The organism is Pseudomonas sp. G(2018), assembly GCF_005502415.1.
Taxonomy (GTDB): domain Bacteria; phylum Pseudomonadota; class Gammaproteobacteria; order Pseudomonadales; family Pseudomonadaceae; genus Aquipseudomonas.
The window spans coordinates 83,444-107,187 of the sequence record NZ_SCOO01000015.1; the positions used below are offsets into that span (position 1 = coordinate 83,444).

A 23,744-nucleotide genomic window follows, 5' to 3' on the forward strand; every position below is an offset into this window, starting at 1 on the left:
AACATTCACTGACCTACTTGGCTGGATACTCGCGATGCATCTGCCCCAACAACGCGTCCTTGTCCTGCCACAACTGGTTGATCCAGCCCTGGAACTGCAAGCGGTACTCACAGTCCTGGTCGTAGTTCTTGCCGATGAACTGCGGCGGAATCCTCAGTTCTTCGAAATGCACCACCACATCCTTCACGTTCCCGCACAGCAAGCCCCAGAAGCCCGGGCGCCCGGCCGGGTAGTGGATGGTCACGTTGACGATCGATTCAAGCTGCTCGCCCATCGCATCCAGCACAAACGCAATGCCACCGGCCTTGGGTTTGAGCAGATACTTGAACGATGACTGCTGCTGGGCATGCTTGCCTTCGGTGAAGCGCGTGCCTTCAACGAAATTGAAAATGCCGACCGGGTTATCACGGAATTTCGCGCAGGTCTTGCGAGTGGTTTCCAGGTCCTTGCCTTTCTTTTCCGGGTGCTTTTCCAGATACGCCTTGGAGTAGCGTTTCATGAACGGAAAACCCAGCGCCCACCACGCCAGTCCAATCACCGGCACCCAGATCAGCTCTTGCTTGAGGAAGAACTTCAGCGGCTGGATACGCCGATTGAGTACGTACTGCAGCACCAGAATGTCGACCCAGCTCTGGTGGTTGCTGGTGATCAGGTAGGAGTGCTGGTAGTCGAGGCCTTGCAGGCCGCTGAGGTGCCAGCGGGTGCGGCAAACCAGATTCATCCAGCCTTTGTTGATACTGATCCAGGCTTCATGGGTATGACTCATCAGCCAGCGCGCCAAGCGCTGGGTGGGGGCAAACGGCAACACTTTGACCAGCGCCACACAAAACAGAAACGAGCAGAGCAAAATCGTGTTCAGCGCCAACAGCAGCGCGGCGATCACACCGCGCACGGGTGCAGGTAGAAAATCCAGCATTTAAACATCCATTGGTCGGTTGGCAGCCTGGATCGCGGTCAACGCGATGGTGTAGACGATGTCATCGACCTGCGCGCCGCGCGGCAAGTCGTTCACCGGTTTGCGCAAGCCTTGCAGCATCGGCCCGAGGCTGACGCAATCAGCACTGCGCTGCACGGCTTTGTGGGTGGTGTTGCCGGTGTTGAGGTCCGGGAACACGAACACCGTCGCGCGACCGGCCACCTGGCTGTTCGGCGCCAACTGCCGGGCCACGGTTTCGTTGGCGGCGGCGTCGTACTGCAACGGCCCGTCGATCAGCAGCGAGTGTTGCTGTTCATGGGCGAGCAATGTCGCTTCACGGACCTTCTCGACTTCTTCGCCGCTAGCCGACTCACCGCTGGAATAGCTGATCATCGCCACCCGTGGGGTGATGCCGAATGCCGCCGCCGAGTCGGCGCTTTGCAAGGCGATTTCCGCCAGTTCAGTGGCACTCGGGTGCGGGTTCATCACGCAGTCGCCATAGACCAGCACTTCTTCGGGAAACAGCATGAAGAACACCGACGACACCAGGGTGCAGCCGGGCGCCGTCTTGATCAGCTGCAGGGCAGGGCGAATGGTATTGGCGGTGGAGTGAATGACGCCCGACACCAGGCCGTCGACTTCATCCAGCGCCAGCATCATGGTGCCGATCACCACGGTGTCTTCCAGTTGCTGCTCGGCCATCGGCGCGTTGAGGCTTTTGCTTTTACGCAGTGCAACCATCGGCTCGACGTAGCGCTCGCGGATCAGGTCCGGATCGAGGATTTCCAGCCCTGGTGGCAGTTCGATGCCTTGGGCGCGAGCGACCGCTTCGACGTCGGCTGGCTTGGCGAGCAATACGCAGCGGGCAATGCCACGGGCCTGGCAAATTGCCGCGGCTTGTACGGTCAACGGCTCACTGCCTTCTGGCAGGACGATGCGCTTGTTGGCGTTCTGCGCGCGTTGGATCAACTGGTAGCGGAACACTGCCGGTGACAGGCGTATTTCCCGTGGCGTACCACAGCGCTGGTGCAGCCAGTTGGCGTCCAGATGGCTGGCGACGAAATCGGTGATGATCTCCGCACGCTCGCGGTCGTCGATCGGGATTTCCTTGTTCAGGCCGTTCAACTGGTTGGCGGTATCGTAGGAACCGGTACTCACCGACAGTACCGGCAAACCGGCCTGCAAGGCGCCACGGCAGAGGTCCATGATGCGCGGGTCGGGCAGGGTGTCGCTGGTCAGCAACAGGCCGGCCAGCGGCACGCCGTTGATGGCCGCGAGACTGACGGCGAGGATGATGTCGTCGCGATCGCCGGGGGTCACCACCAGCACGCCGGGCTTGAGCAGCTCCACGGTGTTGCGCATGGTGCGCGCGCAAATGATGATGTTGGTCATGCGCCGGGTTTCATAGTCGCCGGCGTTGAGTACCTGCGCGCCCATCAGGTCGGCCACGTCGCGAGTGCGCGGGGCGTTCAGTTCCGGCCGGAACGGAATGCAGCCCAGCAGGCGGAAATCGCCACTGCGCAATAGCGGTGAATGTTCCTTAAGGCGCGCGGCAAAGGCCTCCATGCTTTCGTCTGTCTTGACCTTGTTAAGGATCACGCCGAGGACTTTCGGGTCTTTCGGGCCGCCAAACAACTGCGCCTGCAATTCCACGCGACCGGACAATTCGGTCAGCACTTCGTTTTCCGGCGCCGACACCAGTATCACCTCGGCATCGAGACTCTTGGCCAAATGCAGATTGACCCGCGCGGCATAGCTGGCACTGCGGGTCGGCACCATGCCCTCCACGACCAGCACGTCCTTGCCGATGGCGGCTTGCTGGTAGAGGGTAATGATTTCTTCGAGCAACTCATCGAGCTGACCGTCACCGAGCATGCGCTCGACATGGGCCAGGCCCAGCGGCTGCGGTGGTTTCAGTCCGTGGGTGCGGGCCACCAGTTCGGTGGAGCGCTCGGGCCCCGTGTCACCCGGATGCGGTTGGGCAATCGGTTTGAAGAAGCCGACCTTGAGGCCGGCGCGCTCAAGGGTACGCACCAGCCCGAGGCTGATGGAGGTCAGGCCCACGCCAAAATCGGTGGGTGCGATAAAAAAAGTTTGCATGCGGATTCTCTAAGGGAGCATGGCAATGGTGAGCGCCTATGGCTGGCGATCTACCGAAATTCAGTCGCCAAGGTTATCGCTAACCATGCCTTGTGCGCACCAACCGCAATCAAAGGGCTGACCTATTTTTTCAAGGCGCTGTGCAGGATCCATGACCCAGGCCCGGGATTGCCAGGGTGGCTGGTGGCGCAGGTGTTGGGTATGGCCGCAGGAAAGCTCGGCCACCCAATGGCCGTCCTCGTCCTGATGGAAGCCTGTGATCGTCACGTCCCGTCTGTCCGGGTTGTGTTCGCTTTCGGGCGATTGCTTCGCTAAACTGGGTCTTTCATTATTCTTTTGCAAAAGGTCTCGCCCCATGCTGATCGCCGCCAATAAGGCTGTCTCCATCGACTATACCCTGACCAACGACGCTGGTGAGGTCATCGACAGCTCCGCCGGCGGCGCGCCGCTGGTCTACCTGCAAGGCGCAGGCAATATCATCCCGGGCCTGGAAAAGGCTCTGGAAGGCAAGGCTGTCGGCGAAGAGCTGACCGTAGCCGTTGAACCTGAAGATGCCTACGGCGAATACGCTGCCGAACTGGTCAGCACCCTGAGCCGCAGCATGTTCGAAGGCGTCGACGAGCTGGAAGTGGGCATGCAGTTCCACGCTTCCGCTCCGGACGGCCAGATGCAGATCGTCACCATCCGCGATCTGGACGGCGACGACGTCACCGTTGACGGCAACCACCCGTTGGCCGGTCAGCGCCTGAACTTCCAGGTCAAGATCGTCGCCATCCGTGACGCCAGCCAGGAAGAAATCGCCCATGGTCACGTCCATGGCGAAGGTGGCCATCATCACTGATTTTCTGCGCTAAGCTCAGATGACTGGAGAGGCGCCCCTAGGGCGCCTTTTTAGTCTGCGGCTGTCTCAGGCGACACCGCCAAGTGGCTGTTTCGAGAAGAACACGGGAATCTGGAGTACGTTATGAGTGCTTTTCACGACCTTAATTTGACAGCCCTGGATGGTCAGGTGCTACCTCTGGCACCTTTCAAGGGGCACGTCGTGCTGGTGGTCAACGTTGCCTCCAAATGCGGCTTGACCCCGCAGTACGCGGCGCTGGAAAACCTCTACCAGCAATACAAGGGCAAGGGTTTCAGCGTATTGGGCCTGCCGTGCAATCAGTTTGCCGGGCAGGAACCGGGTTCCGAACAAGAGATCCAGGCGTTTTGCAGCCTCAACTATGGCGTGACCTTCCCGCTGTCCAGCAAGCTGGACGTCAATGGTCACGATCGTCATCAGCTGTACAAGCTGCTGGCGGGCGAGGGTGCCGAATTCCCCGGTGACATTACCTGGAACTTCGAAAAATTCCTGCTGGGCAAGGACGGCCGTGTGCTGGCGCGCTTCTCGCCACGTACCGCGCCGGACGATCCAAGCGTCGTTCAGGCGATTGAAAAAGCCCTGAGCTGACATCCCCCTGTGTAGGAGCGAGCTCGCTCGCGATGAACGCAAGAACGCTACGGGGCATCTGACCTCCAGCGTTATCGTTGACGACCATCGCGAGCAAGCTCGCTCCTACAGTCACCCGCCTTTTAAACCTTAATCACCCAAATCAATAGTGCTGTTCAGCGCGTGTGAGCCTCCATATTATCGCCGTCATAAAGCCTATTCCCGTGGAGCGTCCCCATGCCCGTCAAAGCCCTGTTCAAACCGTTCCACCTCGGCACCCTCGAACTGCCGACCCGTGTCGTCATGGCACCGATGACCCGCTCGTTTTCGCCGGGTGGCGTACCCAATTCCAAAGTGATCGAGTACTACCGTCGTCGCGCCGCAGCCGGCGTTGGTCTGATCATCACCGAAGGCACCACCGTCGGTCACAAGGCTTCCAACGGCTACCCGAACGTTCCACAGTTCTACGGTGACGCGGCGCTGGCTGGCTGGAAAAAAGTCGTCGACGCGGTACACGCTGAAGGCGGCAAGATCGTTCCGCAACTGTGGCATGTGGGCAGTGTGCGCCGTATCGGCACCGAGCCGGACGCCAGCATACCGGGCTACGGACCGTCGGAAAAAGTTAAGGACGGTCAGGTCGTGGTTCACGGCATGACCAAACAGGATATTCAAGACGTGATCGCAGCGTTCGCCCAGGCAGCCAAGGATGCCCGGAGCATCGGCATGGACGGCGTGGAAATCCACGGCGCCCACGGCTATCTGATCGACCAGTTTTTCTGGGAAGGCAGCAATCAGCGCACCGATGAATACGGCGGCAGCCTGGCCAACCGTTCGCGTTTCGCCATCGAGTTGATTCAAGCCGTGCGCGCGGCCGTCGGCGAAGGCTTCCCGATCATCTTCCGTTTCTCCCAGTGGAAACAGCAGGATTACACCGCGCGCCTGGTGCAAACACCGCAAGCGTTGGGCGAGTTTCTCCAGCCGCTGTCCGACGCCGGCGTGGATATCTTCCACTGCTCGACACGCCGCTTCTGGGAGCCGGAATTCGACGGTTCCGAACTGAACCTGGCCGGCTGGACCCGCAAACTCACCGGCAAGCCAACCATCACCGTCGGCAGTGTCGGCCTGGACGGCGAGTTCCTGCAGTTCATGGTCAATACCGATAAGGTCGCCCAACCGGCCAGCCTGGAAAAACTGCTGGAGCGTTTGAACAACGATGAGTTCGACCTGGTGGCGGTAGGCCGCGCACTGCTGGTGGATCCGGACTGGGCGCAGAAAGTGCGCGACGGCCGTGAGGACGACATCCTGCCGTTCAGCCGTGAGGCGTTGATGACGCTGGTTTAAGCCTGATCAAGCCCCATCGCCAGCAGGCTGGCTCCCACAGGTTCTGTGTACACCGCAGGTCCCATGTGGGAGCCAGTCTGCTGGCGATGGCTGACTCAAAATCACCAGAAATCTCAGGGAATAGTCGGCGCATTCGGCACCACCTGCTCCCCAACACAAGCCCCGCGCAACTGCCCCTCGAACTGCTCAATGATCGCTGCCCAACCCTGGCGACTGGCATGCTGACGCGCATTAAGCCTCATGCAGCGCAAGGTCTCGCGCTTTTCCAGCATCCACGCCGCCGCATCGCAGAAGGCTTCTTCGTCCCCCGGCATCGCCAACACACCGTTGTAGCCATGGCGAATATGCTGCGCCGCCGCAGCCTGATCGTAAGCCACCACCCCCAGCCCGGAAGCCAGAGCCTCGAGTACCACATTGCCAAAGGTTTCAGTCAGGCTCGGAAACAGAAACACATCTCCCGACGCATAGTGACTGGCCAATGCTTCACCCCGTTGGGTGCCACAGAAAATCGCGTCGGGCATTTCGCTTTCCATGAGCAGGCGTTGCGGACCGTCGCCCACCACGATCAGCTTCAGAGTGCGCTGTGGATAAGTCGCCTTCAGCGTGTCGAAACAACGCTTGAGCAAGCCCAGGTTTTTCTCCTGTGCCAAACGTCCTACATGGATGACGGCAATGTCGTTTTCGCCCAGCCCCCATTGTTCGCGCAGCGCATTCAAGCGTTTAGCCGGATGAAACAACTGGCTGTCGACGCCACGGGACAGCAGCGCCAGACGCTCGAATTGCCGCCGCTCCAGCTCCATCCGCTGGCTGACGCTGGGTACCAGGGTCAAGGTCGAGCGATTGTGGAACCAACGTAGATAGTGGGTGAGCAGACGCGTCAGCAAACCGAGCCCGTACTGGCTGGAATACTGCTGGAAGTTGGTGTGAAAGCCACTGACCACCGAAATCCCCAGCCGACGTGCCGCGCGTAATGCCGACAACCCGAGCGGCCCCTCGGTGGCAATGTACAGGACATCCGGGCGGTGACGCTTCCAGCGCCTGAGCAGCTTGTGCATAGATGACTGCCCCCATTGCAAACCGGGATAACCCGGCAGCGGCCAGCCACGGCACAGCAACAATTCATCGTCGCTGCTCGCCGACTGATCGCAGCCCTGGCGCGGTCGCACCAATTCCACCTGATGCCCGCGCGCGCGCAAACCGTCGCACAATCGACCAAGGGTGTTGGCCACGCCGTTGATTTCGGGAGGGAAGGTTTCGGTGATCAGGGTGATATGCAGAGCTGTCGTCATGGCCCCAGTGTCAGCTGGGGCCATGTCGTCGTTATGACGGTCGGATGATGGATTTATGAACGGATCAGCGCTGGCTCACCAGGTTCTCGGCCCCACGCTCACGCACCCAGAACAAGGTCGCCCCGGCCACCGCCGCGGGCATCATCAGGATGTTGACCACCGGGATCATCAACATCAGGTACACCATCCCGCCAAAGCTCATGCTCTGCCAGCGCTTTTGCCGCAGCCAGGCGAGCATCTCGTTCCAGCCCAGCTTGTGGTTGTCCGCCGGGTAGTCGATGTACTGGATTGCCATCATCCATACCCCGAACAGCAGCCAGAGTGGTGCGGCGATGATGTTAAGCACCGGGATGAAGGAGAGGATGAACAGACCGATCGCACGGGGCAGGAAATAACCGAGCTTGCGCATTTCCCGGGCCAGGGTTCGCGGAATCATGGCGACCAGTTCGCCCCAGCTGAAGGCCGGGAAGTCGTCGGTGCCACGCACCACCACCTCGACCTTTTCCGCCAGAAAGCCGTTGAACGGCGCGGCGATGATGTTGGCGAGCATGGTGAAGGTGAAAAACACCATCAACACCACCAGCACCACAAACAGCGGCCACAGCACATAACTGAGGAAACTCAGCCAGTCGGGCAGCGACGGCATCAGCGTATCGACCCACAGGCTGAACTGATGGCCGGCCAGATAGATCAATCCGACGAACAGCACCAGGTTGATCATCAGTGGAAGCAATACAAAAAGGCGCAGGCTGGGGCTGAGAACCAGTTTCAGGCCCTCACGCAGGTATTGCGGGCCGGACAGAACGGGGGCGGGCATAACGTGCTCCGAGCAGAGGGAAAACGCGCCGACCTTACCGGCTTTACCTGACGGGCGAAAGCGCGGCAGCGGCATCGACATTAACTGTAACAAAGGCGTCCTGTTCGTCACGCCGACGGGATAGAGACCACCTATGAGCTGGATTGTTAAACCGTATTTCCTTAATCTTCGCCCCCTCGATACGCTGCACCCAATCTTTTACAGGACTGTCGAGTTCAAGCCTTCCCCAAGTGCTTTCAATGGTCCTTTTTTATTCCCGCCGGCAACCCGGCGTTCCGCGCCAGGTGTTCCGGGCCGGTCAACAGGAGCAGGTCATGTCTGAAGTCCGTCATTCGCGAGTGATTATTCTCGGTTCCGGCCCTGCCGGTTACAGCGCCGCGGTCTATGCCGCCCGTGCCAACCTCAAGCCACTGCTGATCACCGGCATGCAAGCCGGCGGTCAACTGACCACCACCACCGAAGTCGACAACTGGCCGGGCGACGTCCACGGCCTGACCGGCCCGGCGTTGATGGAGCGCATGAAAGAGCACGCCGAGCGCTTTGAAACCGAGATCGTCTTCGATCACATCAATGCCGTGGACTTCGCTGCCAAGCCGTACACCCTGGTCGGCGACAGCGCGACCTACACCTGCGACGCCCTGATCATCGCCACCGGCGCCAGCGCTCGTTACCTGGGCCTGCCGTCGGAAGAAGCGTTCATGGGCAAAGGCGTTTCTGCCTGCGCCACCTGCGACGGTTTCTTCTATCGCAACAAGCCAGTGGCTGTGGTCGGCGGCGGCAACACCGCTGTTGAAGAAGCCCTGTACCTGGCCAACATCGCCAGCACCGTGACCCTGATTCACCGTCGTGAAACCTTCCGCGCCGAGAAGATCTTGATCGACAAGCTCAATGCACGGGTTGCCGAAGGCAAGATCATCCTGAAGCTGAACGCCACCCTGGACGAAGTCCTGGGCGACAACATGGGCGTGACCGGTGCCCGTCTGAAGAACAACGACGGCAGCTTCGACGAAGTGAAAGTCGACGGCGTGTTCATCGCCATCGGCCATACCCCGAACACTTCGTTGTTCGAAGGCCAGTTGACCTTGAAAGACGGTTACCTGGTTGTCCACGGCGGCCGTGACGGCAACGCGACGGCCACCAACCTCGAAGGTATCTTCGCGGCGGGTGACGTGGCTGACCACGTCTACCGTCAAGCCATCACCTCGGCCGGCGCCGGTTGCATGGCGGCACTGGATGCCGAGCGTTATCTCGACAATCTGCAGAACGCTTGATTCTGTAGAAACAAAAAACCGGCTTCGGCCGGTTTTTTTGTGCCCACAAGTAATGCAATCAACCCTGTGCGGACTTTTAGTTCCAGGTCAATTTCGCCAGGCACGCCTCAAGGATGTCGAGGCCTTCCTCCAGCACCGCTGCCTCGGTCGTCAGCGGTGCCAGCAACCGAATGATGTGCCGCGATTTGCCGCTGGGCATCAGCAGTAACCCGGCTTCTCGCGCCAGAGCCAGCAGTTGCGTCAACTGCGTCGAAGCCGGTGTTCCATCGGCCTTTGCCAGCTCAATCCCGCGCATCGCGCCAACGCCGGTCAGGCGCCCGAGGTAGGGTGACAGGTTGCGATCACGCCAGGATTGGTAGCGGCTGACAATCGCTTCTTCCTGCTGCGTACCCCAGGCTTGCAAGTGGGCATCGGTCATTTCGTCCAGGGTCGCCAGCGCGGCGGCACAGGCGATGGGGTTGCCGGAATAGGTGCCGCCCAGCCCACCCTTGGGCAAATTGTCGAGCAGCGACTTGCGCCCGACCACAGCCCCCAGCGGCACCCCGCCTGCAATGCTTTTGCCAAGCAGGATCAGGTCCGGTTCGATGCCCAGTCGCGAGAACGCGAAGCGCTGGCCGGTACGGCCGAAACCGGACTGGATTTCATCGGCGATCAGCACAATGCCTTTCTCGTCGCACAAGCGCCGAAGCGCCTGGGCGAACGCTACGTCCATGGCCAGGAAACCCGCCTCACCTTGCACCGGTTCGACAATAAAGCAGGCCACGTCATCGATATCGATTTCGACGCTGAACAGGCGCTCCATTGCCTTGAGCGCTTCGGCACAGGTCACGCCATTGTCCTGGCTGGGAAAGGGCAGGTGATACACCGGTCCTGGCAACACACCGACTTTCTGTTTGTAGGGCGCGACTTTGCCGTTGAGATTGAGGGTGGCCAGGGTGCGGCCGTGGAAGGCGCCATCGAAGGCAATGACCGCCGTGCGGCCGGTGGCGCCTCGGACGATCTTCAACGCATTCTCGGCTGCTTCGGCACCGCTGTTGGTGAGCATGCCGCTGACCGGGTAGGTCACCGGTATGAACGCTGCCAGGCGCTCCATGAGTTCGAGGTAGGGCGTATGGGGCGCGGCATTGAACGCGTAATGAGTCAGCCGGGTCGCTTGCTCGCGAATCGCCTCGACGATGCGCGGATGACAATGGCCCAGGTTCAGCACCCCGATGCCGCCGACGAAGTCGATGTAGCGTTTGCCGTCAGTGTCCCAGACCTCGGCGTTTTTGCCGTGGCTGAGCGTGACGGGGTGAACGATGTTGATCGACTGACTGATGGTTTCGCTGCTCATGGATGACCGGCTCGGAAGTGGGAGGACTTCTTTTTATCTAAGCCGTGAGCGCAGGTACCGGGCAAACGAAATAAAGTCGCCGGGTCAATCTTAAAAGTCGGGATATGTGGTTAAAACCTGCATCTCTACCCTGTGGGAGCGAGCCTGCTCGCGATGGTCGTCAACGATAACGCTGGCTACCTGAACCCCCGCGGTGTTCTTGCGTCCATCGCGAGCAGGCTCGCTCCCACAGGGGCCAGTTCAGGTTCAAAGCCGGGTTTGATTCAGCGGCGAGTCAGGGGTTGCTGCGAGAATTTCACACCGGCCAGACCGTGGGCCATCAGAGCACGGATATTACCGTGATCGCTGCCTTCAGGCGTCGCGAGTACCGAGCGGTAATGCTCGCCGAACGCCAGCAGGGCTTCGTCATCGCTCAGGCCTTCGAGCAGCGCCAGACCCAGGGTCTTGCACGAACCTTCGTTCTGCCCTGCAGCGTTTTCCACGCCACCATTGTTGAACGCCTGGGGCTGGTAGTCGTAACCGGCGGCAATGAATGCCAGGGTATCGGAGAAGGCGTGTTCGCCGCTGTTGAGGCTGGCGCGCAGGGTGTTCAAATCATTCATGGGTTTTTCCTTTGGCGAACGCCGCTTGCTGGTCGGCGCTGGCTTCTTGCTGATATTGGGCTTTCCACTCGGCGTACGGCATGCCGTAAACCACTTCGCGGGCTTCGTCGAGGCTGACCTCGATCTGGCGTTCGTCGGCGGCGGCCTTGTACCACTTGGACAGGCAGTTGCGGCAGAAACCCGAAAGGTTCATCAGGTCGATGTTCTGCACATCCTTGCGGCTGTCCAGGTGGGCTACCAGCCGGCGAAAGGCGGCGGCTTCAAGTTCCAGGCGTTGTTGATCGTTCATGTGAGGTCTCTTGCACGCTATGAGGCAAAGTCGTTGTAAAGGACGCGGGAGTGGCGTCGGTGAAGATGTTCACCGAGTTGCGTTCGGCGGTCCGAATGGTTTTTTCGAGTCAATCATTGACGATCCCTTTCTTGATGTGGCGTCCGCCATTGATGACGATGCTGCTTCCGGTGCTGTAGTCGGTGTTGAGCAAGAACATGACTGCGTCGATCAAGGGTTGTGCGCCGGGCTCGAATTCGAGAAGGGCTTTCTTCAGGGTTCGCTGGGAGTATTCCGGCGTGCTGTCGTCCTTGAGCATGAGCAAGCCGGGAAGGATGGCGTTCACTCTGATGCCGGGGGCGTATTTTTCAGCAAAGGACAGCACCATGTTCTGCAGTGCGGATTTGGTGGCGGCATAGCCAATATGGTTCTTGCTGCCCCTCGAAGAAGTCTCGTCGCAGATATGGATGATGTCGGATCGTTCCAGTCGCTGCAGATGCTCTCCCAGTTCAAGGTTCAAATGGTAGGGCGCTTCGACATGGAGTTTGAACATGGTGTTCAGGTTCTCCAGGCCATCGTCAAGCCACAGTGAGGCGTTGTGGATCACTGCACGTAAACTGTCGAAGTTGGTCTTGATATAGGCGATCAGCGCCTCGCGATCGCTCTGCAGTTGAAGGTTTGCCTGGAACGGCAACATGTTTGGATGGGGTGTCGCCAGGCTGATGGAGCGACTGACGCAGATGACAGTGTGGCCAGCCTCGGCCAGAGTAGTGGCAAGTTTGAGGCCGACGCGCTTGCTGGTACCGGTGACAAGGATTGGACTATTCATAACTCTGCGATCAGCTTCAGTAGGTCTATGCACGTGCTAAGTTCGTGCAGCATAACTGAAGTTTTCCCGTAGCGATCCTTTGCTATCAGGCGAGAACGGCGGTTCGGTCAGTGATCGCTGACCGCTTCGGTAGTCAATGAGGGTGTTGGCGCATTTTTGTGCAGCCAGCCTGCCAGCACACGGGTCGATAGCGGAATAAAGAAGTAGACCATCAACGGCGTCAGGCACAGGGTGCTGATTAATACCCGGCTCAGCAGGCCCATTTCACTGAGCAACGGCCCCAGCACAAAGTTGAACAGCAGTGATACCGGAAAGAACGCCAGCCAGATCGACACCGCTTGTTTCCAGCGGGGCGGGCGTTGGCCTGCAGCGCCGAACCAGCCTTCGATGCCACTGACCCGATGTTCCGTCGGGTGGGCGAACAAGTCACTGCCGCGTGCCAGCCACGCGGTGCGCGAGGCGGAATGCTCCCAAGTGTGCAGGGTCTGCTCGTCGGCAAAGCGGAAGATGATCTGAAATTCGTCATCGTCGGGTGGCGGGGCGAGTACGCCGGAGCCGAGATAACCGGGGAAGTCGGTGGCCAATTGTTCACCTTCGCGCAACCAGGCGATCAGGTCCTGATAACGGCCATTTGCGACGCGGCGCGCAACCATCAGCGTGACGGGGGAGGTAGACATCATGTATCTCCGTAAACGAATGCGTCGCTCCGGGTAGGAGTTTCGCCAGGCGCAGCGCCGGGGTGGTGGGCTGCGACTTGGGATAAGCAAGGATTATTCCTGAATCTGCCCTCTTGCGCCTGCGGCGTTTATCGATTTTTCCGGCATTGAATCTTTACGGAATCTTTACGGGGCAGGGGCGTTAGAATGGATCCCAAATTACATGGATGTTGAAGCCAGATGCCCATACTCACCGATGCTGCCACTGATGTGCCCCTTACGCTCTCTCTTGAACGGGAAGAGCTTTTTCCCATTCGCGAGGTGGCGCGGCTGACGGGCATCAATCCGGTCACGCTACGTGCATGGGAGCGACGTTATGGTCTGATCGTGCCCACTCGCACCGAAAGCGGGCATCGCCTCTACTCCATGGCCGATATAGAGCGCGTGCGCAGTATTCTCGACTGGATCGAGCGCGGCGTGGCGGTCAGCAAGATCGGCAAGATCCTGGCCAAGGCGGCGCCGCTCGAGGCGTTGTCGCACATCATCCCCAACGACCTTGTACAAGCCGATTACGCGCAATGGCAGCAGCAGGTTCAGGCAGCGGTGAGTGCTTTCGACGATGTTCAGCTGGAGCAGGTCTACGGGCAGATTTTTTCCACTTACTCCCAGCCGGTGGTGTTTCAGGACATCCTGGTCCCGCTCTGGAAGCAATTGTTGCAGCGCCAGGACTCGTTCGGTCGGACCAGCGAGTGGCTGTTCCTGGACGGTTTTTTGCGGTCACGGGTTTTGCAGCGCTTGCTGTTGATCCGTGACAAGCAACCCCGGCGAGTCATCGTCAGCGCCCTGGCCGGCCAGTGCCGGGAACTGGAGTTACTGATTGCCGCGCTGTTCCTGAGCAGTGGGCAAACCGGTGTGCGCGTGTTGACCATCGGCCAGCCATTCGACGAGTTAACGCTGGTCTGCGAAAGGATCAAACCCCAGGCACTGGTGCTGTTTTCCAATCACGTACCGACCCCCGATTTGCCCCGACGCTTGAACCGCCTGGCGATGAGTCTGGATTGTCCGGTGTTGCTGGCCGGTGATGCGTCCGATCTGGCTCAGGAAAGCCTGGCCGGGTCGTCGATCGGTTGCCTGGGGAGCGAAGGCCTGGTGATGCGCCAGCGACTGAAACAGTTTCTGGCGGGTAACCTGGATACTTGAAGTCAGAGATGCAGGGCGGGATGGGTCAAGCGATGCTGTTGCAGGATGTATTGGCGCAGGCGTTCGGTTTCATCCGTGTCATCCTGGCTCAACTGGTAGGCATAGAAGCCGTTCTCGGTTTCCTTCTCAAGCGTGCCGCGCAAGGCGATCCGCTCGTAACCTGATGGGCTGAACCACAAGGCGAAATGCTTCGGTGCCTTGGTCTTGTTGCGAACCTCCAGCAAAACCCCTTTGAACGACACTTCGTGCACCCACATCGTGCCTGGCTGACCCTTGGCGTTTTCCAGCGCCACCGGTTCTTCCAGTACCAATCGCCATGGCCGGACCAGTGGACCGTCCTCGTAGATACTCGGCACACCCAGACGCAGATGCAGCGCATGAAATTCGTCTTCCACCAGATGCAGTGGAAAGGTCATTTGCTGGTTTTCGAAATTGGCGTGAATAGTGACTTGCTCATGGGCGGCAAGGCGCGTGAGCAAGTCACGGATTTGCGAACCACCGTTGACGAGCAGGCTCGACGTCGCGTCCCGCACATTGAGTTGCGGGTTATGTTGCATTGTCTGGATGAAATCCAGCTCGTCCTGGGTCAGGAGCGCGTCACGTTGCATGGCTAGCTCGAAAGAAATATTTACAAAGTCATTGGTGATTGTAGTAAGTGACAACTAATTCGCTGATTTGTTTGTACCGTTCGTCGCTTTGAGTGCGGCAAGCTCGGCCTGGACTTCAGCCAATTGCGCTTCAAGCTGCGCTACCCGCTGCTGTGCCTTGACCTGTACGGTCACGTCTTTCTGTACACCGATAAAATAAACCTGTCCGTCGTTCGGGTTTTTCACCGTCGAAAGGGACAGCTCATTCCAGAACGGTGTGCCGTCCTTGCGATAGTTGCGCAAGATTTCCCGACACGATCCCTCGCTGTTCAACGCGCCACGAATCTTCGGTAGCGCATCCTGATCACGGTCGCCGGATTGCAGGAAACGGCAATCCTGGTAGAGGATTTCTTCGCTGGTATAACCGGTCAGGCGTTCGAACGCCGGGTTGACGTAAATCAGGATCTTGTCCTGATCACCTTCCTTTTCGGCAATCACGATGCCGTCGTTGGACGCGTTGATCGCCAGTTGCAGCAGTTTTGCGTTGATCATCGGTGAAACCCTTCCTTGTTGGTTTTCAGGGGGCGTTCTCAATTGAGAACACCTCTTAGGTATTCTAAAAGAACAATCCAGGCCGTGCTGTTAATATCCCGGTTTTTTACTCAGCTTCAGGATCAGATTGATGAAAGTCGCCATCATTTCCGGCTCGGTGTACGGCACGGCTGAAGAAGTCGCCCGGCATGCCGCCGGCATTTTGAAAGCCGCCGGTTTCGAAACCTGGCACAACCCGCGTGCAAGCCTGGCCGATGTCCAGGCCTTTGGCCCCGAAGCCTTTCTGGCCGTGACCTCGACCACCGGCATGGGTGAGTTACCGGATAACCTGCAGCCACTGTATTTCGCCATTCGTGACCAGCTGCCTGCCGCATGGCGTGGTTTGCCGGGGGCAGTGATCGGTCTGGGCGATGCGAGTTATGGCGATACGTTCTGCGGAGGTGGCGAGTTGATGCGGGAGTTGTTCGGTGAACTGGGCATCCGTGAAGTTCTGCCGATGCTGCGCCTGGACGCCAGTGAAAGCGTGACCCCGGAAGCGGACGCCGAGCCCTGGCTGGCGGAATTGGTGGTCGCTTTGCGCGGCTGATCGACCCCGCCAGACCTCGCTTCCATGGGGTTCGTCATGGTTCTGACGGGGCTGCGCAATGCACGCCCCGCACCTTCTCTGGCGGCGGCCATTTGACATGGATCCAAACTTCCTGACCCGCTGACTCCTACGGCCATCAAGCTGGCTGCCAACGCAACTACACGAACCCGAAGCGCTGACTAGACTCGGTAGTCATTGGAAACACTCCATAATAAAAACCGAGGTTCCTGACCGTGAGCGTAACCCCCCTCCAATCACCCCAGAGTGTCAAAGACCTGGTCAGCCCGGCCGAATGGCAGACCCGTGTCGACCTCGCGGCCTGTTATCGCCTGGTGGCCCAGCATGGCTGGGACGATCTGATTTTTACCCACATTTCCGCCAAGGTTCCGGGCACTGAAGATTTTCTCATCAACCCGTTCGGGCTGATGTTTCATGAAATCACCGCGTCGAGCCTGGTCAAGGTTGATCAGGCCGGCAACAAACTGATGGACAGCCCCTACGAGATCAACCCGGCCGGGTACACCATCCACAGTGCGGTGCATGAAGTCCGTCACGATGTCGTCTGCGTACTGCACACCCACACGGCGTCCGGTGTTGCGGTGTCAGCACAGAAACAGGGCGTGTTGCCGATCAGCCAGCAGTCGCTGTTCGTCCTTTCGAGCCTGGCGTATCACGCTTACGAAGGTGTTGCGCTTAACCACGAGGAAAAGGCTCGCTTGCAAGCCGACCTTGGCGAAAACAATTTCCTGATGCTGCACAACCATGGCCTACTGACCTGCGGTAGCAGCATCGCCGACACCTTCCTGATGATGTTCACCTTCCAGCGCGCCTGCGATATCCAGGTCATGGCGCAGACCGGCGGCGCGGACCTGATCGCCATCGACCCGCAGATTCTGGCGGGCGCCAAGGCGATGATCGCCGGCGTTACCAAAAGTGCTCAAGGCATGGGTGGCGCGCTGGCCTGGCCAGCGCTGCTGCGCAAACTCGATAAACAAGATCCGGGTTATAAACTCTAATGGCCCTCGCCGAGATCCCGCTGTGTATCTGGCGCAAGCGCGGCCAGTCATTTGTGTTCCGTGGCCAGACCATCCGTTACTGGACGGCCGGGCAGGGTGAACCGCTGTTGCTCATTCATGGCTTCCCGAGCGCCAGTTGGGACTGGCACTACCTGTGGCAGCCTCTGACCCAGCGCTATCGTGTGATTGCCTGCGACATGCTCGGTTTCGGCGACTCGGCCAAACCGGTGAACCACGAATACAGCCTGCTGGAACAGGCCGATCTGCAACAGGCGCTGCTGGATCATCTGAATATCGGGCAACCGGTGCACTTGCTGGCCCATGACTACGGCGACAGTGTGGCCCAGGAGCTGCTCGCCCGGCATTACGAGTCGCTGATCAATATCGCAAGCTGTGTGTTCCTCAATGGCGGGTTGTTTCCGGAAACCCATCGTCCGGTCTTGATGCAAAAATTGCTGCTCAGTCCCCTGGGCTGGATGATCGGCCGCGCGTTCAGTCGTGATGGTCTGGTGAAGAGTTTCCGCAAGATCTTCGGTCCACACACACGCCCCAGTGAAAGCGAGATGGATGATTTCTGGAGCCTGATCGAAAACAATCACGGCCCGCGCATCATGCATAAATTGATCGCCTACATTCCCGAGCGACGCGTACAGCGCGAGCGCTGGGTCGGCGCGATGCAGCGCGGCGAAGTGCCGCTGCGGGTGATTGATGGCGAGGTCGACCCGATCTCCGGCGCGCACATGGTCGCGCGTTACCGGGAGCTGATCCCCGACGCGGACGCGGTGTTGTTGAGCGACATCGGGCATTACCCGCAGATTGAAGCGCCGTGCCAAGTGCTTAAACACTACCTGGCGTTTCGCGACCAACTGATATCGCCGCTCAAGGTGGCCTGTTCCTGAAAAGATCGCAGCCTAAGGCAGCTCCTACATGAAGGATGCGGTGAACTGTAGGTGCCACCGAAGACTGCGATCTTTTAACAAACACTGAATTTCCGAAGTCATCATCCCCCAGCCTTATCGCGCACCATTCAGCCTCCACCCTATTCATTGTGACCCGCAGCGCCGTGCCTGAAACTGCCAGGCAATGTCCCTGGCCTGCTGGAGTCCCCCATGAATGAGTCTGTGCGCTTCGAAGATAAAGTCGTGATCATCACCGGTGCAGGTGGCGGCCTGGGACGGGCGCATGCACTGTTGTTCGCCAAACAGGGCGCCAAAGTGCTGGTCAACGACCTCGGCGGCTCAACGCAAGGCGAAGGCGCCAACGCTTCGGCGGCAGATCGCGTGGTCGCGGAAATCCGCGAGGCCGGCGGCACCGCCGTGGCCAACCACGACTCGGTCACCGACGGCGGCAAGCTTGTCCAGCATGCCCTCGACGCATTCGGTCGCGTCGATGTCGTGGTCAACAACGCCGGGATCCTGCGCGACAAGACCTTCCACAAAATGGACGATGCCGACTGGGACCTGGTTTACCGTGTTCACGTCGAAGGCGCCTACAAAGTGACCCGCGCCGCCTGGCCACACATGCGCGAGCAAAGCTACGGCCGGGTGATCTTCACCGCGTCCACGTCGGGCATCTACGGCAACTTCGGCCAGTCCAACTACGGCATGGCCAAACTCGGCCTTTACGGCCTGACCCGTACCCTGGCCATCGAAGGCCGCAAGAACAACATCCTGGTCAACGCCATCGCCCCCACCGGCGGCACCCGCATGACCGAAGGCCTGATCCCGCCGCAAGTGTTCGAACAACTCAAACCGGAACTGGTCAGCCCACTCGTGGTGTACCTGGCCAGCGAAAACTGCCAGGAGACTTCCGGCCTGTTCGAAGTTGGTGGCGGCTGGATGGGCAAGGTCCGCTGGGAACGCAGCCTCGGTGCGGGCTTCGACCCACGGGTCGGTTTCTCCCCGGAAGACGTGGCGGCGCACTGGCAGCAGATCTGTGATTTCGAGGGCGCGGCGCATCCGAAGGACAACATTGAGGCGCTGAAGGAAATGATGGGGAATTTGCAGAAGTATTCGTTGTAAAGGCTATGAGGCCCCCAAGTCGCCGGATGCGACTGGGGGCTTTATTTTTTTAGCTGTATTTGTTTTCTGTTACGAATTTCGGAGCTTTCCAATTAGGACCTTTAGTTGACAGTCCTTTTTCTCCTTTTGCTAGTACACCCTTTTCGAACAGGCGTGAATAGGCGAGTTGAAGTTCTCCGTGCCGGATGGCTTCGGGTTTGTAGCGACCTATCATCATGTCTAAATGAGGCGGTGCCTTGATCAATGCGAAGACTGTAACGATATCGTCCAGGGATTCATGGATTACAAGCTGCTCAATAATGCTCATTTCCACATCTCCTTCAGAAATTGTTGATAGTCGCGCTCATCTTGTTCCGCTGCAGCTGCTAATGCCTCCGGCGTGTAAAGCAGGGAAGGATCATCTTTCAATTTGAAGTCTTCCAATGTTGCAGTATGAACGTTATTCCACACAGGAGAGTCTGGGTCCGGCATTTCAGTATCTCCATAACCCAGAGCATTGAATCTTTCAAACTCTCTGATCTCATGAGTGTAGAAGCGTTTATCGGTGTCGGTCATCTCTAACTCTCCGCGGAGAATTCGGTCCAGCCGATCAATCATCACTTTATTGGCGTCGGATTGGGGGAATTTCGATGTGTGCAGTTTCACGATATTGACTCCTTCTTGTGAAGCGATGGCAGGCTCCCATTTCATATCCAAAATTGGCCCACCTGCTTGCTCAGGGGTGAAATCGCGGCCGCTGTGTTCCCCTTCGACGGTTGCTCCTTCGTACGGACTATTGAGTACTACATACTGAGGTGGAATCCCCGACTCGATCGGGAATACATAAATGAAACCACCAAAGCTATAAAGATCCAGCTCCGGATTTGGATCGATCCTCCCTTCGAGAGCGGTTGCGGTAGCGCCGGTGTAGGGGACAATGTCCGCTTCGGTCACCGGAAGAGCTGTTGACGCACTACCCGGTCTGACAATTGGCGTCCATGTCATGCCAGGGGATTGGGCGTGCGGACTCTCGGTTCTGTAGGCATTCAGAACGGGATCGTAGGTGGCCAGACGCACCGATACTTTGCGCGGTAGCTTGGTGCCGTTCGTGGCAGCTACGGCAAACTCTGTGGTGTTATCCACAGTCCGCGAGCCGATCGCGACCGGCAGTTCGATTTCCCCGTTGGCCTGGGCGATAGCATGCAGTTCGTTGGCGTCATATGACGCGAGGTCCGAGAGCGGAACGCTCAAGGCGTACGGCTCTTTGTTCTCCCGTAACGCGTAGTAAACCAGCGCTGCAACTCCAACAACGATCACCACGCCTGACGCAGTCCCGGCGGCTGTTGCCAACGCTGTAGTTGCCGCGACGGCTGCCGATTGCAGGGCAGTCCTGATTGCAAGGGTTGTCGCTGCATCGACTGCCAGCGTTCCAGCTGCAACGGTGAAAACCGGGCCGCTTGCCGCCGCCGCGCCCGATACGGGAAACGGGCGAATGCCTTTGGCGGCGTTCAGCGACTCCTTCGCCTCACGGAGTGCTCGCTCCTCCGCTTGCCGTTCCTTTTCCAGGCGAATTTGCTCGGATTGTCTTTGAGCCTCAGCCTCGGCTTCAAGTCGAGCCTGTTCGGCGGCCAATCGTTCTGCTTCTGCCAATGCTGCTAACCGAGCCTGCTCTTGAGCATTTGCTCGTGCTTCAGCTTTTGCCCTGATGCGTGTCTGTTCGGCGGCAATGCGTTGTGCTTCCTGTTCCGCTGCCAATCTCGCCTGTTCGGCTGCTGCCCACTGCTCTTGCGCTAGGGCATTGGCAAGCAGGTTCTGTACGTTTGCTTGTTGATTATTCAAGAGCTGGATTTGCTCTGTCAGCAGCTTCGCAGAGTACGCGGCCTTATAGGAGGCAACCCACTTTGAATAAGCGGGGCTTCGAGGAGTGACAGTCCCATCCAGAGATTGAGCTCTGGCCAGATAATCACCGATGGTTGAATTGAGTGGACTATGTCCATAGAAGTTGTTGGCAAGTACTGTTTCGCTGTGCAGTTGAACTGTCTTTTGCTGAATTAATACGTTTCTGACATTTAGTTCATGTTGATAAGCCTGTGATGCTGTAGCGACGGGTGCTGGGTGTTGTGCTCTTACATTGGCAAGATCAACCTCGGTTGATCTTGGTAAATCCTGTGATTTTGCCGCATATTCATTTTTTACGAATGCCTCAGCCGCTTTGATGTTGTCCCGGGTTTCGCGTCTGAGCCCCTCTGTGTTTGTTATGCCTGAGCCCATTCCGCCAGGTCGTGTCGGCGGAATGCTAAAACCACCACCTTTCGGATTCTGTCCAGGTTTTGGTTGTTTCCCGACATAAGTTGTATCTAGTTCAATGTATCCGCGCTCTCCGCGGATATCAGTTGCTGGTATGTGATGCGGGGGACCTTGTTTTTCTGACATGGATTCTCTTCCGTGAATGTAATTAATCGGTGCTGCCGAATAAGGTTACTTCAGGAAGCTTTAGGCTGGGTCTGATGCTGTTGTGAGTAGTTATTTATAGAAGTTGACGGAAATTTCATGAGATCAGGTATATGAACGGGATTGCCCTGCGAATTAAAAGATATTTCTTATACAGTTACATGAAATGTCTTGTAGGACCTTTTTTAAACATCAGGTGAAACAGACTGGCGCCACAAAACCCCCGCCCATAAAAAAAGGCCGCTGCAAACGCAGCGGCCAAAGCAAGACGTTGGATCCAGGAGCTACAAATCAACGTCGGTGTACGCGGGGCGATGACTCGAAACCTTCAAATCATCTGAGATCTGTCGCAATAGCGTAGACGAATTACACGCTTTTGCTTCGCGCTTTCAGGCTGTTTACCGTGAAAGCCTGATCAGAATAAGTCTTTGCCGACAAAGGAAAAATAGCGATTCCGGACATGCACTGTTACGGGGCGCGCAACAGTTGAATGTTCTACCCGGCATCGACATCCCCTGGCGTATGCGTGTGGCTGATGGCGTCCCATCCAGCCGATCCATGCTCCGCGCAATACCGCGTCCCATGCAGCCAGTCATCCTTTGGAGGTACACCACGAATACCTCCTTGGTGCGCTTATCGACCCCGGCAGGCGGCAGTAGGGTGAGGCCTTCTGTCACTCACCGGGGAAGACGCATGACAAAAACAACAATGCGCGCCATCTTCACACCGCAGGCGCTGGCCGCTGCGGTTGCCTTGGGTTGCTGTGCCCAGGCGCAGGCTGTTTCTTTCAACATCGGGGAAATCGAGGGGACGTTCGACTCTTCGTTGTCGGTCGGTGCAAGTTGGGGCATGCGTGATGCCGACGATGCGTTGGTGGGCACCGTCAACGGTGGCAGCGGGCAGGCTTCGACCGGTGACGACGGGCGTCAGAACTTTGGAAAGGGCGAAACCTTCTCGAAGATTTTCAAGGGCATTCACGACCTCGAACTGAAGTATGGCGACACCGGTGTATTTGTCCGTGGCAAGTACTGGTACGACTTTGAGCTGAAGGACGAAGACCGGCCGTTCAAGCCGATCAGTGATCACAATCGCAAGGAAGGCGCCAAGTCCTCCGGCGGGCAGATTCTCGATGCGTTTGTCTATCACAATTACTCGATCGGCGAATTGCCGGGCACGGTGCGTGCGGGCAAGCAGGTGGTCAGCTGGGGCGAAAGTACCTTCATCGGCAACTCGATCAACAGCATCAACCCGGTCGACGTTTCAGCGTTTCGCCGTCCCGGTGCCGAGATCAAGGAAGGTCTGATTCCGGTCAACATGCTGTTCGCGTCACAGGGTCTGACGGACAAGCTGACGGTCGAAGGCTTCTATCAACTGGAGTGGGACCAGACTGTCGTCGACAACTGCGGCACCTTCTTCGGCGTCGATGTGGTGGCGGACGGATGCGACAAGGGCTACACCGTCGCCAGCCCGGCCATTGCGCCGTTGCAACCGATTGCCGCGGCCTTTGGCCAGGGTTTCGAGGTCACCCGGGAAGGGGTGGTCGTTCCTCGCGGTCAGGACCGCGATGCCCGGGATTCGGGGCAATGGGGTACGGCGCTGCGCTGGTTGGGGGATGACACCGAGTACGGTCTGTACTTCATGAATTATCACAGCCGCACACCCAATGTCGGAACGACGACGGCAGGCCTCTCCACGCTCGCGAGCATTCCGGGGATCGTTGCGACCGCCAACCGTATCGCGCCCGGCAGCGGCTCGGGCCTGGCGCAAAGCGTGATGCTCGGGCGCGGTCAGTACTACCTCGAATACCCGGAAGACATTCGCCTCTACGGTGCGAGTTTCTCCACCACCTTGCCCACCGGCACGGCGTGGACCGGCGAGATCAGCTATCGCCCCAACGCACCGGTGCAGGTCAACACCAACGACCTGACCCTGGCGATGCTCAACCCGATTGCCGGCGGCGCCGCTTCACCGATCGCAACCACCCCTGGCGCCGACAACAAAGGCTATCGGCGCAAGGAAGTGACGCAGATCCAGAGCACCCTGACGCACTTTGTCGATCAGATCGCGGGCGCGGATCGCCTGACACTGGTAGGCGAAGCGGCGGTGATGCATGTCGGTGGCCTGGAGGCCCGGAGCAAGCTGCGTTATGGCCGCGACTCGGTGTACGGCCAGTATGGTTTCGGCGGCGATACCGATGGTTTCGTGACCTCGACTTCGTGGGGTTATCGCGCCCGGGCGATCCTCGATTACAACAACGTGATCGCCGGGATCAACTTCCGGCCCAACTTGTCGTGGTCCCACGATGTCGCCGGGTACGGCCCCAACGGGCTGTTCAACGAAGGTGCCAAGGCCGTCAGCCTCGGCGTCGATGCGGACTACCGCAACACCTACACCGCAAGCCTCAGTTACACCGACTTCTTCGGTGGTGACTACAACGTGCTCGAAGACCGCGACTTCGTGGCATTGAGCTTTGGCGTGAACTTCTGATCTGACTGAGAAGGATG

Annotated in this window: 24 protein-coding genes; 10 read left to right on the top strand and 14 right to left on the bottom strand. The window is 58.6% G+C overall.

The window, feature by feature from the left end; genetic code table 11:
• Positions 1-13 precede the first annotated feature (13 nt).
• Genes FFS64_RS16340 through FFS64_RS16350 form a run of 3 tightly spaced genes read right to left on the bottom strand, consistent with a single transcriptional unit; the run spans position 14 to position 3,403 of the window.
• Positions 14-916, bottom strand: coding sequence for an acyltransferase (locus FFS64_RS16340; RefSeq protein WP_137806232.1), 903 nt, complete (start codon positions 914-916; stop codon positions 14-16).
• The gene (gene pta, locus FFS64_RS16345) at positions 917-3,016 is read right to left on the bottom strand and encodes a phosphate acetyltransferase (protein ID WP_137806233.1); all 2,100 of its coding nucleotides are present in this window, start codon (positions 3,014-3,016) and stop codon (positions 917-919) included.
• A 60-nt stretch (positions 3,017-3,076) separates the two neighbouring features.
• On the bottom strand, positions 3,077-3,403 hold the full coding sequence (locus FFS64_RS16350; RefSeq protein ID WP_137806234.1) for a DUF3565 domain-containing protein: 327 nt from the start codon (positions 3,401-3,403) through the stop codon (positions 3,077-3,079).
• Between FFS64_RS16350 and FFS64_RS16355 the strand changes: the two genes are divergently transcribed.
• The 3 genes from FFS64_RS16355 to FFS64_RS16365 all read left to right on the top strand — a co-directional run bounded on the left by FFS64_RS16355 (position 3,372) and on the right by FFS64_RS16365 (position 5,783).
• The gene (locus FFS64_RS16355; RefSeq protein ID WP_095193885.1) at positions 3,372-3,857 is read left to right on the top strand and encodes a peptidylprolyl isomerase; all 486 of its coding nucleotides are present in this window, start codon (positions 3,372-3,374) and stop codon (positions 3,855-3,857) included. The two genes, FFS64_RS16350 and FFS64_RS16355, sit on opposite strands and share 32 nt — an antisense overlap.
• Positions 3,858-3,980: 123 nt before the next feature.
• Positions 3,981-4,463 carry a glutathione peroxidase gene (locus FFS64_RS16360; RefSeq protein ID WP_095193884.1) on the top strand — a complete coding sequence of 161 codons (483 nt, stop codon included), beginning with the start codon at positions 3,981-3,983 and terminating at the stop codon, positions 4,461-4,463.
• A gap of 216 nt (positions 4,464-4,679) precedes the next feature.
• Positions 4,680-5,783, top strand: a complete 1,104-nt coding sequence (locus tag FFS64_RS16365; RefSeq protein ID WP_137806235.1) for an NADH:flavin oxidoreductase — start codon at positions 4,680-4,682, stop codon at positions 5,781-5,783.
• A gap of 113 nt (positions 5,784-5,896) precedes the next feature.
• Here the strand turns inward: FFS64_RS16365 and FFS64_RS16370 are convergent, their stop codons facing one another.
• Positions 5,897-7,096 (bottom strand): glycosyltransferase family 1 protein, encoded by a 1,200-nt coding sequence (locus FFS64_RS16370; RefSeq protein WP_137806236.1) that lies wholly within the window; start codon positions 7,094-7,096, stop codon positions 5,897-5,899.
• Between the two features lie 40 nt (positions 7,097-7,136).
• Complete coding sequence (cysZ, locus tag FFS64_RS16375) at positions 7,137-7,889, bottom strand: sulfate transporter CysZ (protein WP_095193881.1); 753 nt, start codon at positions 7,887-7,889, stop codon at positions 7,137-7,139.
• A 314-nt stretch (positions 7,890-8,203) separates the two neighbouring features.
• On the opposite strand from cysZ, the gene trxB reads away from it, so the two are divergent.
• Positions 8,204-9,160 carry a thioredoxin-disulfide reductase gene (gene trxB / locus FFS64_RS16385; RefSeq protein ID WP_137806237.1) on the top strand — a complete coding sequence of 319 codons (957 nt, stop codon included), beginning with the start codon at positions 8,204-8,206 and terminating at the stop codon, positions 9,158-9,160.
• Between the two features lie 76 nt (positions 9,161-9,236).
• On the opposite strand, the gene FFS64_RS16390 is transcribed toward trxB, so the two are convergent.
• The 5 genes from FFS64_RS16390 to FFS64_RS16415 form a co-directional block, all read right to left on the bottom strand.
• The gene (locus FFS64_RS16390; RefSeq protein WP_137806238.1) at positions 9,237-10,493 is read right to left on the bottom strand and encodes an aspartate aminotransferase family protein; all 1,257 of its coding nucleotides are present in this window, start codon (positions 10,491-10,493) and stop codon (positions 9,237-9,239) included.
• A gap of 263 nt (positions 10,494-10,756) precedes the next feature.
• Positions 10,757-11,095: a HopJ type III effector protein gene (locus FFS64_RS16400; protein WP_137806240.1), complete on the bottom strand. Its 339-nt coding sequence runs from the start codon at positions 11,093-11,095 to the stop codon at positions 10,757-10,759.
• Positions 11,088-11,384: a DUF1244 domain-containing protein gene (locus tag FFS64_RS16405; RefSeq protein WP_095193875.1), complete on the bottom strand. Its 297-nt coding sequence runs from the start codon at positions 11,382-11,384 to the stop codon at positions 11,088-11,090. The genes FFS64_RS16400 and FFS64_RS16405 overlap by 8 nt, the downstream gene beginning before the upstream one ends.
• Before the next feature lie 109 nt (positions 11,385-11,493).
• Positions 11,494-12,192 carry a dihydromonapterin reductase gene (folM, locus tag FFS64_RS16410; RefSeq protein ID WP_137806241.1) on the bottom strand — a complete coding sequence of 233 codons (699 nt, stop codon included), beginning with the start codon at positions 12,190-12,192 and terminating at the stop codon, positions 11,494-11,496.
• Positions 12,193-12,299: 107 nt separating this feature from the next.
• Positions 12,300-12,869 carry an antibiotic biosynthesis monooxygenase gene (locus FFS64_RS16415; protein WP_137806242.1) on the bottom strand — a complete coding sequence of 190 codons (570 nt, stop codon included), beginning with the start codon at positions 12,867-12,869 and terminating at the stop codon, positions 12,300-12,302.
• A 219-nt stretch (positions 12,870-13,088) separates the two neighbouring features.
• Between FFS64_RS16415 and FFS64_RS16420 the strand changes: the two genes are divergently transcribed.
• Positions 13,089-14,048, top strand: coding sequence for a MerR family transcriptional regulator (locus tag FFS64_RS16420; RefSeq protein ID WP_137806243.1), 960 nt, complete (start codon positions 13,089-13,091; stop codon positions 14,046-14,048).
• 2 nt (positions 14,049-14,050) lie between these two features.
• Here FFS64_RS16420 and FFS64_RS16425 read toward each other — a convergent pair whose 3' ends face one another.
• Together FFS64_RS16425 and FFS64_RS16430 are read right to left on the bottom strand one after the other, a co-directional pair.
• The gene (locus FFS64_RS16425) at positions 14,051-14,656 is read right to left on the bottom strand and encodes a hypothetical protein (RefSeq protein ID WP_137806244.1); all 606 of its coding nucleotides are present in this window, start codon (positions 14,654-14,656) and stop codon (positions 14,051-14,053) included.
• A gap of 54 nt (positions 14,657-14,710) precedes the next feature.
• Entirely contained in the window at positions 14,711-15,187 is a 477-nt protein-coding gene (locus FFS64_RS16430; protein WP_137806245.1) for a PAS domain-containing protein, read from the bottom strand.
• 130 nt (positions 15,188-15,317) lie between these two features.
• Here FFS64_RS16430 and FFS64_RS16435 point away from each other — a divergent pair, with 130 nt between their 5' ends.
• The 4 genes from FFS64_RS16435 (at position 15,318) to FFS64_RS16450 (ending at position 18,810) form a co-directional block, all read left to right on the top strand.
• Positions 15,318-15,773 (top strand): flavodoxin, encoded by a 456-nt coding sequence (locus tag FFS64_RS16435; RefSeq protein WP_137806246.1) that lies wholly within the window; start codon positions 15,318-15,320, stop codon positions 15,771-15,773.
• A 233-nt stretch (positions 15,774-16,006) separates the two neighbouring features.
• Positions 16,007-16,789: a class II aldolase/adducin family protein gene (locus FFS64_RS16440; RefSeq protein WP_137806247.1), complete on the top strand. Its 783-nt coding sequence runs from the start codon at positions 16,007-16,009 to the stop codon at positions 16,787-16,789.
• A complete protein-coding gene (locus tag FFS64_RS16445; RefSeq protein ID WP_137806248.1) occupies positions 16,789-17,688 on the top strand; it encodes an alpha/beta fold hydrolase in 900 nt (299 codons plus the stop codon). The genes FFS64_RS16440 and FFS64_RS16445 overlap by 1 nt, the downstream gene beginning before the upstream one ends.
• A 210-nt stretch (positions 17,689-17,898) precedes the next feature.
• Positions 17,899-18,810, top strand: a complete 912-nt coding sequence (locus FFS64_RS16450; RefSeq protein WP_137806249.1) for an SDR family oxidoreductase — start codon at positions 17,899-17,901, stop codon at positions 18,808-18,810.
• Between the two features lie 49 nt (positions 18,811-18,859).
• Here the strand turns inward: FFS64_RS16450 and FFS64_RS16455 are convergent, their stop codons facing one another.
• Positions 18,860-19,117: an immunity protein gene (locus FFS64_RS16455; protein WP_137806250.1), complete on the bottom strand. Its 258-nt coding sequence runs from the start codon at positions 19,115-19,117 to the stop codon at positions 18,860-18,862.
• Positions 19,114-21,222: an S-type pyocin domain-containing protein gene (locus FFS64_RS16460; protein WP_137806251.1), complete on the bottom strand. Its 2,109-nt coding sequence runs from the start codon at positions 21,220-21,222 to the stop codon at positions 19,114-19,116. Before FFS64_RS16460 ends, FFS64_RS16455 begins: the two co-directional genes overlap by 4 nt.
• Before the next feature lie 711 nt (positions 21,223-21,933).
• Between FFS64_RS16460 and FFS64_RS16465 the strand changes: the two genes are divergently transcribed.
• Positions 21,934-23,727 carry a DUF1302 domain-containing protein gene (locus FFS64_RS16465; RefSeq protein WP_137806252.1) on the top strand — a complete coding sequence of 598 codons (1,794 nt, stop codon included), beginning with the start codon at positions 21,934-21,936 and terminating at the stop codon, positions 23,725-23,727.
• Positions 23,728-23,744 lie beyond the last annotated feature (17 nt).